We start from the raw sequence: 17758 nt of genomic DNA on the forward strand, positions 1-17758 counted from the left end.
CGGCACAGGTTAGCGAGATCGGGCCGAGATGCGAACCGGATTCACATGCCCTCGATCAGCCGCTCCACCCGCTCGTCGTGGGACCGGAACGGGTCCTTGCACAGGACGGTGCGCTGGGCCTGGTCGTTCAGCTTCAGGTGCACCCAGTCGACGGTGAAGTCGCGCCGGCGCTCCTGGGCACGCTTGATGAAGTTGCCGCGCAGCCGGGCCCGGGTGCTCTGCGGCGGGATCGACTTGGCCGCGAAGACGTCCAGGTCGTTGGTGACCCGGGCGACCGCCCCGCGCTTCTCCAGCAGGTAGTAGAGCCCGCGGTCGCGGTGGATGTCGTGGTACGCGAGGTCGAGCTGGGCGATCCGCGGGTGGCCCAGCGACAGGTCGTGCTGGGCTCGGTACCGCTCGATCAGCTTCCACTTGATCACCCAGTCGATCTCGCGCTCGACGAGCGACAGGTCGCCGGACTCGACGGCCTTGAGGCCGCGCTCCCACAGGTCCAGCGCCCGCTCGATGGTCGGCGTGTGCAGCTCACGACGGTCGACGAAGTCGCGCGCCCGGGACAGGTACTCGGACTGGATCTCCAGCACGCTGGCCTCGCGGCCGTTGGCGAGCAGGACCTTCTTCCGGCCGGTCATGTCGTGCGAGATCTCCCGGATCGCCCGGATCGGGTTCTCCATCGTGAGGTCGCGCATCACCACGCCCTCCTCGATCATCCGCAGCACCAGGTCGCAGCTGGCCACCTTGAGCAACGTGGTCGTCTCGGACATGTTCGAGTCGCCGACGATCACGTGCAGCCGGCGGAACCGCTCGGCATCGGCGTGCGGCTCGTCGCGGGTGTTGATGATCGGGCGCGACCGGGTGGTGGCGCTGGAGACGCCCTCCCAGATGTGCTCGGCGCGCTGGCTCAGCGAGTACGACGCTCCGCGCGGGGTCTGGATCACCTTGCCGGCGCCGACGATCACCTGCCGGGTCACCAGGAACGGGATCAGTACGTCGGCCAGCTTGGAGAACTCCCCGTTCCGGCTGACCAGGTAGTTCTCGTGGCAGCCGTAGGAGTTCCCGGCGGAGTCGGTGTTGTTCTTGAACAGGTAGACGTCGCCGGCAATGCCCTCGTCGTGCAGCCGCTTCTCGGCGTCGATCAGCAGACCCTCGAGGATCCGCTCCCCCGCCTTGTCGTGGGTGACCAGGTCGACGATGTCGTCGCACTCCGGAGTGGCGTACTCCGGGTGGCTGCCGACGTCGAGGTAGAGCCGGGCACCGTTGCGGAGGAAGACGTTGCTGCTCCGACCCCAGCTGACGACCTTGCGGAACAGGTAGCGGGCGACCTCGTCCGGCGAGAGACGCCGCTGCCCCTTGAAGGTGCAGGTGACGCCGTACTCGTTCTCGATGCCGAAGATTCGACGGTCCACGCGACGAGCCTATGCCCCGGACAACATCCCGGAGAGGGAATCGCCGTTGAGTCGGCGGAACTTCCGCGGCAGGGTCCGGGTCCGGTCCAGGACGGCGACCTCGAGGTCGTCGGCCGGGATCGTCCGCTGGTCGGTCTCGGTGTGGCCGAGCGCGGCGACCGCGAGCCGGAGCGCACCGTCGAGCGGCAGCCCGGGCGTGAAGTGCTCCTTGAGGTACGCCGCCACCGACTCCGCCGCCCCGCCCATCGCCGCGAAGTCCTGCTCGTCCGCGACCTGGCCGTCGTAGGTCAGCCGGAAGATCTGGTCGTCCGCGGCCTGGTCGCCGACCTCGGCCACGAAGATCTCCACCTCGTAGGGCTTCTCCCCGCCCGAGGAGAAGATCGAGCCGAGGGTCTGCGCGTACGCGTTGGCGAGCCCGCGGCCGGTGACGTCGCGCCGGTCGTAGGAGTAGCCGCGCATGTCGGCCAGCCGCACGCCGGCGATGCGCAGGTTCTCGAACTCGTTGTAGCGGCCGACCGCGGCGAACGCGATCCGGTCGTAGATCTCGGAGACCTTGTGCAGCGCCTGGGACGGGTTCTCGGAGACGAAGACGATCCCGTCGGCGTACTGCACCAGGGCGACCGAGCGGCCGCGGGCGATGCCCTTCCGGGCGAAGTCCGCCCGGTCCTTCATCAGCTGCTCGGGACTCACGTAAAAGGGCATGCTCATGACGAGTCTCCGATCAGGTCAGGGCCGCGTTGGGGCCGTCGGGGCGCTGCATCCGGGCTCCGACCACACGGTCCGCGATCGTCGCGACCTCGCTGTCCGCCATCCGGTGCTGGCCGTCTCCGGTGATGATGTGCACGACCGGGAAGATCCGGCGGGTCAGGTCGGGACCGCCGGTCGCGGAGTCGTCGTCGGCGGCGTCGTACAGAGCCTGGACGGCCGCCGTCACGCACTCGTCGGCGGTGAAGTCGTTGCGGTAGAGTTTCTTCAGCGACCCGCGGGCGAACATCGACCCGGAGCCGACCGAGTGGAAAGCCGTCTCCTCGTAGCGTCCGCCGGTGACGTCGTAGCTGAAGATCCGCCCCTGGGCCGCGCGCTGGTCGTAGCCGGCGAAGAGCGGCACCACCGCGAGGCCCTGCATCGCCAGCGCCAGGTTGTTGCGGATCAGCGCGGAGAGCCGGTTGGCCTTGCCGTCGATCGAGAGCGTGCTGCCCTCGATCTTCTCGTAGTGCTCGAGCTCGGTCTGGAAGAGCCGGACCATCTCGACCGCGAGACCCGCGGTGCCGGCGATGCCGACGCAGGAGAATTCGTCGGCCGGGAAGACCTTCTCGATGTCGCGCTGGGCGATCACGTTCCCCATCGTCGCGCGCCGGTCACCGGCCATCACGACACCGTCGGGGAAGGTCGCCGCCACGATCGTGGTGCCGTGCGGCGCCAGCTCGGCAGCACTCCCGGGCGGGAGCGAGCGGCGGGCCGGCAGCAGGTCGGGCGCGACGTCCCCGAGGAAGTCGGCGAACGAGGACGTGCCGGGGCTGAGGAAGGCGTCCGGAAGACGTCCCACGCCCGGCGAGGAGGATGCGGTGCTCACTGGCCGCCCTTCTGGATGAACGACTTCACGAAGTCCTCGGCGTTGACCTCCAGCACGTCGTCGATCTCGTCCAGGATCGCGTCGATGTCCTCGTCGAGCTTCTCCTTGCGCTCGGCGACACCGCCCTCAACGGCGGTGGTCTCCTCGACGGACTCCTCGGCCTCGGTCGACTTGCGCGGCTGCTTGTGCTCCTGTGCCATCCGCTTCTCCTTCCACTCCTGCTACGACCCTATCGAGTCAGGGCTGAGAACAAGGCCAGAGCGGTGTCACTTCGGTCGATCAATTCGCCGACGTGCGCCTTGCTGCCCCGCAGCGGGTCGATCGTCGGGACCCGCTGCAACGAGTCGTGGCCCGGCAGGTCGAAGATCACCGAGTCCCAGGACGCGGCCGCGACGCTGTCCGGGTACTTCTCCAGGCAGCGTCCGCGGAAGTAGGCGCGGGTGTCGTCCGGCGGCTCGTGCATCGCCGCGGTGACGGCCCCGTCGTCGAGCAGGCGCTCCATCCGGCCCAGACGCAGCAGCCGGTGGTAGAGCCCCTTCTCCGGCCGGAGATCGGCGTACTGGAGGTCGATCAGGTGCAGCTTGGCGTCGTCCCAGTCGAGGCCGTCCCGCTCCCGGTAGGACTCGAGCAGCCGCAGCTTGGCGACCCAGTCCAGCTCCGTCGCGCACTCGAACGGGTCCCGCTCGAGCCGGGTCAGCACCGACTCCCAGCGCGCCAGCACGTCGGCGGTCTGCGGGTCGACGTCGGCGCCGTACCGGTCCGCGACGTAGGCGGCGGCGAGGTGCAGGTACTCCCACTGCAGCTGGACGGCGGTCAGGGTCTTGCCGCCCTCGCGCTCGAGCAGGTGGGTGAGCGTCGGGTCGTGGGAGACGGCGCGCAGCGAGGCCACCGAGTTGGCCACCGTCAGCTCCGTGGTGAGGTAGCCGTTCTCGATCATGTCCAGGACCAGCGCGGTGGTCCCGACCTTCAGGTACGTCGAGATCTCCGAGAGGTTCGCGTCGCCGATGATCACGTGCAGCCGCCGGGACTTCTCCGGGTCGGCGTGCGGCTCGTCGCGGGTGTTGATGATCGGGCGCTTCAGGGTGGTCTCCAGACCGACCTCGACCTCGAAGAAGTCCGAGCGCTGGGCGATCTGGAAGCCGTGCTCGCGTCCGTCCTGGCCGATCCCGACCCGCCCGGCGCCGCAGACCACCTGCCGGGAGACGAAGAACGGGATCAGGTGCCGGACGATGTCGCCGAACGGCGTCGACCGCTTCATCAGGTAGTTCTCGTGCGCGCCGTAGGAGGCGCCCTTGTTGTCGGTGTTGTTCTTGTACAGCACGATGTCCGGCTCGCCGGTGACCGAGGCGAACCGGCAGGCGTCCAGGGCGACCTGCTCGCCGGCCTTGTCCCAGAGCACCGCGTCCAGCGGGTTGGTGACCTCCGGCGAGGAGTACTCCGGGTGGGCGTGGTCGACGTACAGGCGGGCACCGTTGGTCAGGATGACGTTGGCCAGGCCCAGGTCCTCGTCGGTGAGCTGGCTCGGATCCGCCGCTTCCCGGGCGAGGTCGAAGCCCCGTGCGTCGCGCAACGGCGACTCCTCCTCGAAGTCCCAGCGCGCCCGGCGGACGTGGAGCTCGGCGGACGCGTAGGCATTGACCAGGCGGGTGCTAGCGACCATCGGGTTGGCGTGCGGCTGACCGACAACGGAGATGCCGAACTCGGTCTCGGTCCCCATGATCCTGCGCACGGTCATGCGGCGAGAGTACGCGGCGCTCCACACCTGCGCGGCGGCCGGACCTCCCCGCGGGACGGATCATGTTACTTTCGACGTCGCTCGGAACCGGTACGACGAATGGGAGCACCTCTTGCTGCGCACAGGAACCGCCCGACGGGCTGGGACCGTTCTGACGACGATCGCACTGCTCCTCGCGGCCCTGGTACTCAGCGGTCTCGGTGCGCAGGCAGGTGCCGTCGAGCAGCCCGCCGCGCCGGACAGCTCCCCCGCGGCCGCTGCCGTCGACGAGCCCGACCCCGGCACGGTCAACAAGCCGACCACCGGCGGGCCGCTCACCGCGAACCCGGACAACGCGACGATCCAGGCGTTCTCCGCCAAGCTCGTCACCGTCCTCGCCAACGACGTCTGCAACAACGCCACGCCGTGCTCGCGGGCCAGCCTGACCGCGATGACCGCTACCAACCCGCCGGGCTGGACCGTGCTGGTGGAGAACGGTCGTCTCAAGGTCTTCGTGCCGTCCGGAACGATGGCCGGGTACTACCAGGTGCCGTACACCATCACCGACCTGAGCGGCTCCAGCTCGTCGTACCTGCGGGTCCGGGTGACCCTGCCGCCGACGCCCGGGCACTACAACCCGCCGCAGGGCTCCAAGTTCAGCCATGCGTTCCAGAGGGACGCCAACGGCCGGATCAAGTCGCACATCATCCGGACCATCAACAGCGTCCCGCGCGGCGGCCAGATCCGGGTGATGAGCTGGTCGTTCGCCAGCCCCGGCTACCTCAAGGCCCTGGTGGCCGCCAAGAACCGCGGCGTCAGCGTGCAGATCGTGCTCGCCGCCCGCAACACCCGGTTCAACTCCGACTTCGGCAAGCTCCAGAAGGCGTTCGGCGGCACCCGGTACAAGAAGCACCCGCTGCGCGGCAGCTGGGTCTACAAGTGCTACCGCTCGTGCCGTGGCAGCGGCGGGACCATGCACGCGAAGACCTTCCTGTTCAGCCAGGCGTACAACACCCGCTGGATCACCATGTCCGGGTCGGGCAACTTCACCGACTTCGCGGCCCAGGGCCAGTGGAACCAGCTGTACACGACCACCAACGACAAGGCGGTCTACGACGCGGTGCTGAAGGTCTTCATGCAGATGAAGTACGACCGACCGCAGCGGCCGCGCCAGTTGACGCTCAACTTCCCCAACACGACCTACTTCTTCACCCCGTTGTACACGTTCGCGCCGAAGGCCGACTTCGTCTACAACGCGCTGCGCGGCGTCACCTGCAAGGGTGCCACGACCCCGGGCGGCCGGACCAAGATCCGGATCGCCATGTACGTCTGGCGCGACAACCGCGGCGACTGGATGGCCCGCCAGGTCCGCAAGCTCTGGAACGAGGGCTGCGACGTCCGGATCATCTACGCGATCATGGGCAACCGGAACAAGGCGATCCTGTACTCGCCGAAGGGCCGCGGCCGGATCCCGATGCGGCAGACGCTGCAGGTCGACGAGGACCACCGCCCGGTCTGGTACCTGCACCAGAAGTACGTCGCCATCGGCGGCCGGATCGGTGCCAGCACCAAGGACTTCCAGGTCTACCAGGGCTCGTTCAACTTCTCCGACCTGGGGATGCGCTCGGACGAGAACATGCAGCGCGTCCAGGGCTACGTCAACTACAAGCCCTACATCACCGACTTCAACCAGGTCTGGCGCCAGCGCGAGACCCGGGCGCCCAACCCGAACAGCTACGTCCTCCAGCTGGAGCGCCTCGGTACCGGCCGCTACAAGTACATGGAGCCGAACTGATCCAGGTCCGATGACCCGGGGTCAGCCGAGGCCCCGGGTCGCACCGGCCGCTGTCATCAGCGCCCAGATCTTCTTCCGGTTGGCTACCGCGAACCCGGTCATGATGTGGTGCCGGTCCCGGAAGACGATCTGACCGTTCCGGTAGGGAACGCAGGTCGGCGGGGTCGGGCAGACCACCTTGTTGAGGCTGATCGTGGACGCACCCGGGACCGCCGCGGCGAGTGCCTGCATGTAGCCGTCGCTGGGCGGCAGCGTCGTCGGGTACTTCACGGCGCACTGGCTGAGCCGGGTCGCCTTGGCGAGGCACTCCAGCGGACGGTCGGGGTAGGCGTCCATCACGGACTGGACCATCAGGACATCGGCGCCGGCGGCCTGGATCTGATCGACGGTCTGCTTCATGGTCGACCACATCACCTCGCTCAGCGGGGCGTCCGCCAGGGCACCTGACCGGGTCCTGACCAGTCGGCTCTTCCCGGTGTACTCGCCCTTGGGGTCGCGGGGCTTCATCACCGTCACCACGAGGGCGGGCTTGAGCTCGGCGAGCGCCTTGGCCATCCAGTCCCCCCGGCTGGCGGCGCAGCGGGTGACGAGCTCGGGCTGCTGGCCGTGGTCGGCGAGGTCGTTCGGCCACGGGCAGCCCTGGACGACGTTCTGCGCCAACGAGAAGTGGTGGTCCTTGGCGAGCTGGACGAACATCGGGCCGAGCATGTTGGCGAACGAGTCCCCCACCACGAGCACCAGCGGCCCGTTGTCCTTGACGACCATGCAGGCGTCGAGGTCGTCGGCGGTGCAGTACTTGCTCTTGCCGACGTCCTTGACCTCCTTCTTCCAGTCGATGCCGCCGGGCACCGGGCCGTCACCGGGGATCTTCGTGCTGACCACCGGAGCGCCCGTGCTGGCGACCAGGGCGGGACGACGGTCGGTGTCCAGGACCGGGCTGACCACGAACACCGCCACCAGGGCCGAGGTGGTCAGGCCCGCGACGACGGTCGGCCAGGTCACCTTGACCAGCCGCTTGTTGGTCCGGATCGGCATCTCGAACACCTGGTAGCTCAGCGCCGCCAGACCGCTGCTGAGCACGAACGCGAAGAGCGCGACACCGTTGCCGCCGAGACCCGGCAGCACCTCGCGGAGCACCAGGATCACCGGCCAGTGCCACAGGTAGGTGCCGTAGGAGATCTTGCCCAGGTAGACCGGGACCGAGCCGCTGAGGAGCCGACTCAGCCAGGCGGTCGGCAGCACCGTCATGCTCCCGATCAGGGCGACCGAGGCCACCGTGCCGCCGAAGCCGCGCCAGGTCGCGGACGCGTCGATCAGCCCGGAGGCGAAGACCAGCAGCCCGACGATCCCGCCGAGCATGATCACCGCGCCGCGGCGTCCCTCGAACAGCTTGGTGCTGTGCCGCAGCGCGAGCGCCAGCAGGACGCCGGCGAGGAGCTGGTAGAGCCGGCTGTCACTGCCGTAGTAGGCGTGCGTGGGGTTCTCCGAGCTCCAGTACAGCTGCGAGGCCACCGAGGCGACCAGCAGCACGGTCAGGATCACCGTCAGTCGGCGGGTGACGCTCTTCCCGGCCTTGACCAGCAGGATCAGCAGCAGCGGGAAGAAGACGTAGAACTGCTCCTCGATGGCCAGCGACCAGAAGTGCAGGAACGGGCTCGGCTCGAGGTCCTGGGAGAAGTAGTCGGTCTGCTGGCCGAGGAAGTGCCAGTTGGCGACGTACAGCAGCGCGGAGCGGGCGTCCCCGATCATCTCGATCCGGCGGACGACGTCCGCGACGACCACGAACGCGATCATCGTGGCCACGATCACCAGGACGGCGGCCGGGAGCAGGCGCCGTACCCGGCGGGCGTAGAACCCGCCCAGGTCGAACGTCCCGCGCTTGTCGATCTCGCTGAGGATGACGTTCGAGACCAGGAACCCGGAGAGCACGAAGAACAGGTCGACGCCGATGAAGCCGCCCGACAGGTAGCCGGGGCCGCCCGGGACGTGGTTCGCGTGGTAGATCAGGACCAGGTAGACCGCGATCGCGCGAAGACCATCGAGCTGCGGCAGATATTTCCACATAGGCCGCAGAGTCTAGCTACGGCGCGCCCCGCCTACAGGTACTGCCCGGTGTTGGCCACCGTGTCGATGGACCGGCCCGGCTCGGTGCCCTGCTTGCCGGTGATCAGCGTGCGGATGAAGACGATCCGCTCGCCCTTCTTGCCGGAGATCCGGGCCCAGTCGTCCGGGTTGGTGGTGTTCGGCAGGTCCTCGTTCTCCTTGAACTCGTCCACGCAGGCCTGGAGCATGTGCTGCACCCGCAGACCCTTCTGGTCGTTGTCCAGGAGGTCCTTGATCGCCATCTTCTTGGCCCGGTCGACGATGTTCTGGATCATCGCGCCGGAGTTGAAGTCCTTGAAGTACAGGACCTCCTTGTCGCCGTTGGCGTAGGTGACCTCCAGGAACCTGTTCTCGTCGGTCTCGGTGTACATCCGCTCGACGGTGGCGGTGATCATGCCGGCCACCGTGGCGTTCCGGTCTCCCCCGAACTCGGCGAGGTCGTCGGCGTGCAGCGGCAGGTCGGGCAGCAGGTACTTGGAGAAGATGTCCCGTGCGGACTCGGCGTCCGGGCGCTCGATCTTGATCTTCACGTCCAGCCGGCCCGGCCGCAGGATCGCCGGGTCGATCATGTCCTCGCGGTTGGAGGCACCGATCACCAGCACGTTCTCCAGCAGCTCGACGCCGTCGATCTCGGAGAGCAGCTGCGGCACGATCGTGTTCTCGACGTCGGACGAGACGCCGGAGCCGCGGGTGCGGAACAACGAGTCCATCTCGTCGAAGAAGACGATGACCGGCGTGCCCTCGCTGGCCTTCTCGCGGGCACGCTGGAAGACCAGCCGGATGTGCCGCTCGGTCTCGCCCACGTACTTGTTGAGCAGCTCGGGGCCCTTGATATTCAGGAAGTAGGACTTCCCCTCCTGGCCGGTCTTGGCAGCGACCTTCTTGGCCAGGCTGTTCGCGACGGCCTTGGCGATCAGGGTCTTGCCGCAGCCCGGAGGGCCGTAGAGCAGCACGCCCTTGGGCGGCTTCAGCTGGTGCTCCTTGAAGAGCTCCGGGTGCAGGTACGGCAGCTCGACGGCATCCCGGATCTGGTCGATCTGGCCGCCGAGGCCGCCGATGTCGTTGTAGTCGATGTCCGGGACCTCTTCGAGGACGAGCTCCTCGACCTCGGACTTCGGGACCTTCTCGTAGACGTAGCCGGAGCGCCCGTCGAGCAGCAGCGAGTCCCCCGCGCGCAGCTTGTCGTGGCGCAGCGGCTCGGCCAGCCGCACCACCCGCTCCTCGTCGGCGTTCGCGATGATCAGCGCGCGCTCGCCGTCGGCCAGCAGCTCCTTGAACATCACCACCTCGCCGATCTCCTCGAACCGGAGGGCGGCGACGACGTTGAGCGCCTCGTTGAGCATCACCTCCTGGCCCTTGGTGAGCTCGTCCAGGTCGACCGCCGGGCTGACGGTCACCCGCAGCTTGCGGCCACCGGTGAAGACGTCCACGGAGTCGTCGTCGTTGCGCGCCAGGAAGGTGCCGAAGCCGGTCGGCGGCTGAGCCAGCCGGTCGACCTCCTCCTTGAGGGTCAGGATCTGGTCGCGGGCCTCGCGCAGCGTGCTCGCCAGGCGCTCGTTCTGGGCGGTGACGGCCGCCAGCGACCGCTGGGTGTCGACGAGTCGCTGGTCCAGCTGGCGGGTGCCCTCCAGCGAGTCCTGGGGTGCGTCCGCAAGACGGCGTCGGAGCTCGCCGACCTCGGCCTCCAGGTAGGAGACCTGGCTGAGCAGCTGGGCCTTGTCCTGGCCTTCAGAGCCGTGGCTTGTCATCGGACCTCACCTCCGTCAAGAGAGTTCGTCACTTTCGACCCTACCCGCGAGGGCGACTACTTTCCCTAGAGATTCGTCACGTGTTGGCCACGCTGTAGGAGAAATCAGTCCGAGGTTGCCTCGGGCTGCTCCTCCAGCACGTCCGCCGGCCGCGGCCCGGAGTAGTCCTCGCCGTACGCGCCCGGCGCCGGACGGCGCTTCTTGCGAGGTGCGAGGTTGCCCGGGGCCATCCGCCGCGCGGTCACCAGGAACCCGGTGTGGCCGTTCATCTTGTGGCTCGGCCGGATCGCCAGGCCCTCGACGTGCCACTCGCGGACCAGGGTCTCCCAGGGCTGCGGCTCGGTGAACTCGCCGTGCGCCCGCAGCGTCTCGACGACCTTGCCCAGCTGGGTGGTGGTGGCGACGTACGCGACCACGACTCCCCCGGGTACCAGGGCCTCGGCCACCGCGTCGATGCACTCCCACGGCGCCAGCATGTCCAGGACCACCCGGTCGACCGTGCCGGACGCCTCCACCCCGGCCAGCTCCTCGACCAGGTCGCCGACGGTCAGCTCCCAGGCCGGGTGGTCGCCGCCGAAGAACTGGGTGACGTTCTTGCGGGCGACGTCGGCGAACTCCTCGCGGCGCTCGAACGACGACACCCGGCCGGTGGGCCCGACGGCCCGGAGCAGGGAGCAGGTCAGCGCCCCGGAGCCGACGCCGGCCTCGACCACGCGTGCGCCCGGGAAGATGTCGGCCATCGCGACGATCTGGGCGGCGTCCTTGGGGTAGACGACCGCGGCACCACGGGGCATCGAGACCACGAACTCGTTGAGCAGCGGGCGAAAGACCAGGTACTCGCCGCCCGAGGTCGACGTCACCGTGAACCCCTCCTCGCGGCCGATCAGCTCGTCGTGCTCGATACCGCCGCGGTTGGTGTGGAACGACTTGCCCGCCTCGAGGCAGATGTTGTGCCGGCGGCCCTTCCCGTCGACCATCCGTACCCATTCGCCGACCTTGAGCGGCCCGCGGCTGACGCCCGACCAGGCATCTTCTCGTTCTGTCATCGTCCTGCTCCTGCTTCGAATGCTTCGTCGACGTCTGCGGTAACCAGCAGACCGTAGAGGGAACCGTCCGGCTCGACCAACACGTACTCCGCGGCGGGGGTGCGCGACATCGCCCGGATCAGGTCCTCACCGCCCAGGTCGGCCGGCAGCACCAGGCCGTCGGTGAGGGTCCGCGCGACCGAGCTGACCGGTACCCAGGGGCGTCGGTCCTCCGGGAGCGCCAGCAGCGCCGCCTCGTTGACGATGCTCACGAGCGCCCCGCTGCCGGCCTGCGCGACGATGCCGCCGGCCGCGGCCTCCTGGGCCCGGCGTACCGCTTCGGAGACCGACAGGTCGTCCGGTACGGCGACCGCCCGCCGAGCCAGCCGGCGAGCCTGGAGCGAGGGCAGCCGGATCCGTAGCCGGGCGTTCATCATCGAGGCGGTCGCGCCCGTCCAGAGGAATGCGGCGATCATGAAGGCGAACAGGTAGCTGTAGGTGCTCTGCTCGACACCGGTGATGCGCTCCGCGACGAACGGCCAGAGCAGCGCCAGCAGGCCGACGACCCGGCCGCCCCAGGCCGCCACGATGGTGCCGCGGTGCATGTTCCCGCTGACCTGCCAGACCGCGGACTTCAGCACCCGCCCGCCGTCGAGCGGCAGCCCCGGCACGAGGTTGAGCACCCCGATCACCAGGTTCGCCCCGGCGATCCCCTCCAGTGCCAGCCGGGTCAGTCCGCTCGGGTCGAGGAACAGCAGCCCCAGCGCAGCCAGGCCGACGGCGAACGAGGTCAGCGGACCGACGACGGCGATCTTGAACTCCTCGGCCGCCGTCCGGGACTCGCCCTCGATCTCCGTCGAACCGCCGAGGAAGTGCAGGCTGATCGACCGGACCCGCAGTCCAACTCGCTGGGCGACGACCGCGTGCGACATCTCGTGCAGCAGGATCGAGGAGTAGAGCAGCCCCGCGAAGACGAAGCCGGCGACGTACTTCCAGGCGCCGAGCCCGGGCTGCACGTGCTCCACCCGCGGTTCCAGGAGGATCGCGATCACCACCGCGATCACCACCCAGGAGGCCCGGACGTAGACCGCGACGCCCGCCACCCGCCCGATCCGGATGCTTCCCGGCGGGGTGCGCAGCGGCTGCGGATCGGGAGGGCTCACGCAGAAAGACTAGGGCGTCGCGGAAGTGTCCCCGCCGCGACCTAGGGTCGACTCATGACCGATCCGGCAGAACAGACGGTGGAGGGCACCCGCGTCGACGGCGTCCACGTCCTCGGGGCCATCTCGCCGAGCCGTGCCGGTGAATTCAAGTCCTGCCCGCTGATGTACCGGTACCGGACCATCGACAAGCTCCCCGAGGCGCCCTCGTCCGCCGCTGTCCGCGGCTCGCTGGTGCACCAGGTGCTCGAGGACCTCTTCGACCTGCCCGCCGCCGAGCGGACTCCGGAGCGCGCCGAGGAGCTGGTTCCCCGGGCTTGGGAGAAGCTTCAGGCCGCACGGCCGGAGGCCGCCGAGCTCCTGGCCCAGCTGGATCAGGACGAGGAGGACTGGCTGGCCGCCTGCCGACCGCTGCTGGCGACCTACTTCGACCTGGAGGACCCCCGGCGACTGGAACCGGCCGAGCGCGAGCTGTACGTCGAGGCGCTGCTCGACTCGAAGTTGCTGCTGCGCGGTGTGGTCGACCGGATCGACATCGCCCCCGACGGGGCGATCCGGGTGGTGGACTACAAGACCAGCTCCAGCCCCGGGGAGGCGTACGAGGCAACGGCGCTCTTCCAGATGCGGTTCTACGCCCTGGTGCTCTGGCGCACCCGCGGGGTGATCCCGGCCATGCTCCGCCTGGTCTACCTGGGCAACTCCGAGATCCTCAGCTACGTCCCGGACGAGCAGGACCTGCTGGCCACCCAGCGCCAGGTGGAAGCGCTCTGGGACGCGATTCGCGAGGCGCGGCGTACCGGAGAGTGGTTGCCGCGCCGGAGCCCGATGTGCGGCTGGTGCAGCTACAAGCAGCACTGCTCGGAGTTCGGCGGCGAGATCCTCCCGCTACCCGAGCAGCAGCCGGCCGAGTCCGTCGACGTCCAGCCCGGCCAGGGTGTCGACGAAGACGCGGCGGTCACCCTCGAGGACCGGGACGTGGTTCGGCACCACCAGGACGGTGCAGCCAGCAGCCTCGGCTGACTTGGCGCCGGTGTTGGAGTCCTCGATCGCGATGCACTCCCCCGGCTCGACGCCCAGCTCAGCGGCGGCCCGCAGGTAGGGCTCGGGATGGGGCTTGCCTACGGTCACCCGGTCCCCGGTCACGATCGTGCGGAAGGTGCCCTCCGGCAGGGCAGCCAGCACCGGCGCGACGAAGCGCTCGTAGGACATCGTCACCAACCCGCACGGGACGCCGGCCGCGCCCAGCTCCGCCAGCAGCTCGACGGCACCGGGGCGCCAGGGCACGCTCTCGTTGATCCGCTCGATCACGCCGTCCAGCAGGCGTTCGACGATCACCGGCGCCGGCAGGTCGACGCTGCCGTGCTCGCGGAGGTACTCCGCGGAGACCAGCAGGTCGTTGCCGACCAGCTTCAGGGCGTGCTCCAGGCTCCAGCTGCCGCCGTACTCGGCCACCAGGGCGTACTCGACGTCCATCCAGTACGGCTCGGTGTCGACCAGGGTGCCGTCCATGTCCCAGAGGACAGCCTTCACCGGCTCAGTCCTCCGGGTTGTAGGCCAGGTTCGAGCCGAGCCAGCGCTCGGCCTCCTTCAACGTCCAGCCCTTCCGGGTGGCGTAGTCGGCGACCTGGTCCTGGGCCAGTCGGCCCACCACGAAGTACTGCGACTGCGGGTGCGAGTAGTACCAGCCGCTGACGGCCGCGCCGGGCCACATCGCCATCGAGTCGGTGAGCTCGATGCCGGTGTTCGCCTGCACGTCCAGCAGCTCCCACAGGGTCTGCTTCTCGGTGTGCTCGGGACAGGCCGGGTAGCCGGGAGCCGGGCGGATCCCGACGTACCGCTCCCCGATCAGCGCCTCGTTGTCCAGCTCCTCGTCGGGCTGGTAGCCCCAGAACTCCTTGCGGACCCGCTCGTGCATCCGCTCGGCGAACGCCTCGGCGAGACGGTCGGCGATCGACTCGAGCAGGATCGCGCTGTAGTCGTCCAGCGCGGCCTTGAACTCCACGATCTTGTCCTGGCTGCCGAGTCCGGCGGTGACCGCGAACGCTCCGACGTGGTCGGCCAGCCCGGTCTCCTTGGGCGCGATGAAGTCACCCAGCGAGCGGTTCGGGACGCCGTCGCGGTGCTCGCCCTGCTGGCGCAGGTTGCGCAGCGTCTGCAGCACCGTCGTCCTGGACTCGTCGGTGTAGACCTCGATGTCGTCGCCGACTGCGCTCGCCGGGAAGAACCCGATCACGCCGTTGGCGGTCAGCCACTTCTCCTTGATCAGCTTGTCGAGCATGTCCTGGGCGTCGTCGTACAGCTTGCGCGCGGCGTCGCCGGAGACCGGGTTGTTGAGGATGTCGGGGAACTTGCCCTTCATCTCCCAGGCGTTGAAGAACGGCTGCCAGTCGATGTACTCGCGCAGCTCGGCCAGGTCGTAGTCGGTGAAGACCCGGACGCCGTCCTGGTTCGGCACCGGCGGGACGTAGCCCTCCCAGTCGATCGGCGTGCGGTTCGCGCGCGCCTTCTCCAGGGTCAGCGTCGGCCGCTCGTTCTTCTGGGCGTGCCGCTCGCGCAGGTTGGCGTAGTCGGCCTCGGTGGCCTCCAGCAGCGCCGGTCGCTGGGCGTCGGAGAGCAGCGCCGCGGCCACCGGGACCGAGCGGGAGGCGTCCTTGACCCAGATCACCGGACCGTTGCGGCGCGGCGAGACCTTCACCGCGGTGTGCGCCCGCGACGTGGTCGCCCCGCCGATCAGCAGCGGGATCTCGAGTCCCTGGCGCTCCATCTCGACGGCGAAGTTCACCATCTCGTCGAGCGACGGCGTGATCAGGCCGGAGAGCCCGATCATGTCGGCGCCGACCTCGACGGCCTTGTCGATGATCTTCTGGGCAGGCACCATCACTCCGAGGTCGATGACCTCGTAGTTGTTGCACTGCAGCACGACCCCGACGATGTTCTTGCCGATGTCGTGCACGTCACCCTTCACGGTCGCCATCACGATGGTGCCGTTGTTGGTCGCGGCGTCCCCGGGCTTCTTCTCGGCCTCGATGAACGGCAGCAGGTAGGCGACGGCCTTCTTCATCACCCGGGCCGACTTCACCACCTGGGGCAGGAACATCTTGCCGGCACCGAACAGGTCGCCGACGACGTTCATGCCGTCCATCAGCGGGCCCTCGATGACCTCGATCGGACGACCGCCGGCAGCGGCGATCTCGGCCCGCAGCTCCTCGGTGTCGGTCTCGACGTCCGCGTCCAGACCCTTGACCAGGGCGTGCGTGATCCGTTCGCGGACCGGGAGGCTGCGCCACTCGGCGGCGACCGGGTCGACCTCTTCGCCCTTGAGGTTGAACCGCTCGGCGATCTCCAGCAGCCGCTCGGCGGCATCCGGGCGCCGGTTGAGGACCACGTCCTCGATCCGGTCCCGCAGCTCCGGGTCGATCTCGTCGTACACGACCAGTGCGCCCGCGTTGACGATGCCCATGTCCAGGCCGGCCTTGATGGCGTGGAAGAGGAACACCGCGTGGATGGCCTCGCGGACCGGGTTGTTGCCCCGGAACGAGAACGACACGTTCGAGATGCCTCCGGAGATGTGCACCCCGGGCAGGTTCTCCTTGATCCAGGCGCAGGCCTCGATGAAGTCGATCCCGTACGTCGCGTGCTCCTCGATGCCGGTGGCCAGCGCGAAGCAGTTCGGGTCGAAGATGATGTCCTCGGGCGGGAAGCCGACCTCCTCGGTGAGGATCCGGTAGGCGCGGCCGCAGATCTCCTTGCGGCGCTCCAGGTTGTCCGCCTGCCCCTCCTCGTCGAAGGCCATCACGACCACGGCGGCACCGTACTTGCGGCACAACCGGGCCTCGCGGACGAACTTCTCCTCGCCCTCCTTCATCGAGATCGAGTTCACGATCGGCTTGCCCTGGACGTTCTTCAGGCCGGCCTCGATGACCTCCCACTTGGAGGAGTCGATCATCACCGGGACGCGACTGATGTCCGGCTCGGCGGCGATCAGCTTGGTGAACCGGTCCATCGCGGCGATGCCGTCGATCATGCCCTCGTCCATGTTGATGTCGATGACCTGGGCACCGACCTCGACCTGCTGCAGGGCGACCGAGAGCGCGGTGTCGTAGTCCTCGGCCTTGATCAGGTTGCGGAACCGCGCCGAGCCGGTGATGTTGGTGCGCTCGCCGATGTTCACGAAGAGCGAGCCCTCGGTGATGTTCAGCGGCTCCAGGCCGGAGAGCCGGGTCGCGGTCTCGATGGTCGGCACCACCCGGTGCGGCTTGCCCTCGACGACCTTCGCGATCGCGGCGATGTGCTCGGGCGTCGTCCCGCAGCAGCCGCCGACCAGGTTGACCAGGCCGGCGTCGGCGAACTCGGCGATGTACGCCGCCTGCGCGTCCGGGGACTCGTCGTACTCGCCGAACGCGTTCGGCAGGCCCGCGTTCGGGTACGCCGACACGAACGTCTCGGAGATCCGACCCATCTCGGCGAGGTACGGCCTCATCTCCGGTGCGCCCAGCGCGCAGTTCAGGCCGACGGCGATCGGCTTCGCGTGCCGCATCGCGTTCCAGAAGGCCTCGGTGGTCTGACCCGACAACGTGCGCCCGGACGCGTCGGTGATGGTGCCGGAGATGATCACCGGCCACCGCCGGCCGCGCTCCTCGAAGAGCGTCTCGACGGCGAAGATCGCCGCCTTGGCGTTCAGCGAGTCGAAGATCGTCTCGATCAGCAGGATGTCCGAACCGCCGTCGACCAGCCCGTTGGCCGCCTCGAGGTACGCCGCCACCAGCTGGTCGTAGGAGATGTTGCGGGCACCGGGGTCGTTGACGTCCGGGGAGATCGTGGCGGTCCGGGTGGTCGGCCCGATCGCGCCGGCGACGTAGCGCGGGCGCTCCGGGGTCGAGAAGGCGTCACAGGCCTCCCGCGCCAGCCGGGCCGACTCGTAGTTGAGCTCGAAGCAGAGCTCCTGCATGTCGTAGTCGCCCATCGAGACCGTGTTCGCGCTGAACGTGTTGGTCTCGATGATGTCGGCGCCCGCCTCGAGGTACTCGCGGTGGATGTCGCTGATGATCTGGGGCTGGGTCAGCGTGAGCAGCTCGTTGTTGCCCTGCACGTCGCTGGGCCAGTCCTTGAAGCGCTCCCCTCGGTAGCCGGCCTCGTCGGGCCGGTCCCGCTGGATCGCCGTCCCCATCGCCCCGTCGATGACCATGATCCGCTCCCCCAGCGCACGGGCGAGCTCGTCGGTGCAGTCAGGGCGGAGG

General features: G+C 68.8%; 12 protein-coding genes and 1 pseudogene. 2 read left to right on the forward strand and 11 right to left on the reverse strand.

Going from position 1 to position 17758, the window contains the following annotated elements:
• Window positions 1–41: 41 nt before the first annotated feature.
• The 5 genes from pafA to dop are packed head-to-tail and all read right to left on the reverse strand — an operon-like array spanning window position 42 to window position 4711.
• Window positions 42–1403, reverse strand: coding sequence for a Pup--protein ligase (gene pafA / locus EFK50_RS01575; RefSeq protein WP_123225802.1), 1362 nt, complete (start codon window positions 1401–1403; stop codon window positions 42–44).
• 9 nt (window positions 1404–1412) lie between these two features.
• Window positions 1413–2111: a proteasome subunit alpha gene (gene prcA / locus EFK50_RS01580; RefSeq protein ID WP_123225803.1), complete on the reverse strand. Its 699-nt coding sequence runs from the start codon at window positions 2109–2111 to the stop codon at window positions 1413–1415.
• A gap of 13 nt (window positions 2112–2124) precedes the next feature.
• The gene (prcB, locus tag EFK50_RS01585; protein WP_123225804.1) at window positions 2125–2976 is read right to left on the reverse strand and encodes a proteasome subunit beta; all 852 of its coding nucleotides are present in this window, start codon (window positions 2974–2976) and stop codon (window positions 2125–2127) included.
• A complete protein-coding gene (locus EFK50_RS01590) occupies window positions 2973–3176 on the reverse strand; it encodes a ubiquitin-like protein Pup (RefSeq protein WP_123225805.1) in 204 nt (67 codons plus the stop codon). Before EFK50_RS01590 ends, prcB begins: the two co-directional genes overlap by 4 nt.
• 29 nt (window positions 3177–3205) lie before the next feature.
• Entirely contained in the window at window positions 3206–4711 is a 1506-nt protein-coding gene (gene dop / locus EFK50_RS01595) for a depupylase/deamidase Dop (protein ID WP_123225806.1), read from the reverse strand.
• Window positions 4712–4823: 112 nt separating this feature from the next.
• Between dop and EFK50_RS01600 the strand changes: the two genes are divergently transcribed.
• Window positions 4824–6485 (forward strand): phospholipase D-like domain-containing protein, encoded by a 1662-nt coding sequence (locus EFK50_RS01600; protein WP_183407646.1) that lies wholly within the window; start codon window positions 4824–4826, stop codon window positions 6483–6485.
• A 21-nt stretch (window positions 6486–6506) separates the two neighbouring features.
• Here the strand turns inward: EFK50_RS01600 and EFK50_RS01605 are convergent, their stop codons facing one another.
• The 4 genes from EFK50_RS01605 to EFK50_RS01620 form a co-directional block, all read right to left on the reverse strand.
• Entirely contained in the window at window positions 6507–8549 is a 2043-nt protein-coding gene (locus EFK50_RS01605) for an acyltransferase family protein (protein ID WP_123225808.1), read from the reverse strand.
• Between the two features lie 32 nt (window positions 8550–8581).
• A complete protein-coding gene (gene arc, locus EFK50_RS01610) occupies window positions 8582–10336 on the reverse strand; it encodes a proteasome ATPase (protein ID WP_123225809.1) in 1755 nt (584 codons plus the stop codon).
• A 104-nt stretch (window positions 10337–10440) separates the two neighbouring features.
• Window positions 10441–11382 carry a tRNA (adenine-N1)-methyltransferase gene (locus EFK50_RS01615; RefSeq protein WP_123225810.1) on the reverse strand — a complete coding sequence of 314 codons (942 nt, stop codon included), beginning with the start codon at window positions 11380–11382 and terminating at the stop codon, window positions 10441–10443.
• Window positions 11379–12524, reverse strand: coding sequence for a site-2 protease family protein (locus tag EFK50_RS01620; RefSeq protein WP_246003977.1), 1146 nt, complete (start codon window positions 12522–12524; stop codon window positions 11379–11381). The genes EFK50_RS01615 and EFK50_RS01620 overlap by 4 nt, the downstream gene beginning before the upstream one ends.
• Before the next feature lie 54 nt (window positions 12525–12578).
• Between EFK50_RS01620 and EFK50_RS01625 the strand changes: the two genes are divergently transcribed.
• Window positions 12579–13541, forward strand: coding sequence for a RecB family exonuclease (locus tag EFK50_RS01625; RefSeq protein ID WP_246003978.1), 963 nt, complete (start codon window positions 12579–12581; stop codon window positions 13539–13541).
• Between the two features lie 21 nt (window positions 13542–13562).
• Here the strand turns inward: EFK50_RS01625 and EFK50_RS01630 are convergent.
• Together EFK50_RS01630 and metH are read right to left on the reverse strand one after the other, a co-directional pair.
• Window positions 13563–14030: pseudogene (locus EFK50_RS01630) on the reverse strand (HAD family hydrolase); the annotation flags it as partial.
• Between the two features lie 25 nt (window positions 14031–14055).
• Window positions 14056–17706: a methionine synthase gene (metH, locus tag EFK50_RS01635; protein ID WP_221177243.1), complete on the reverse strand. Its 3651-nt coding sequence runs from the start codon at window positions 17704–17706 to the stop codon at window positions 14056–14058.
• Window positions 17707–17758: the final 52 nt, after the last annotated feature.

The organism is Nocardioides marmoriginsengisoli, assembly GCF_003725695.1.
Lineage (GTDB): Bacteria > Actinomycetota > Actinomycetes > Propionibacteriales > Nocardioidaceae > Marmoricola > Marmoricola marmoriginsengisoli.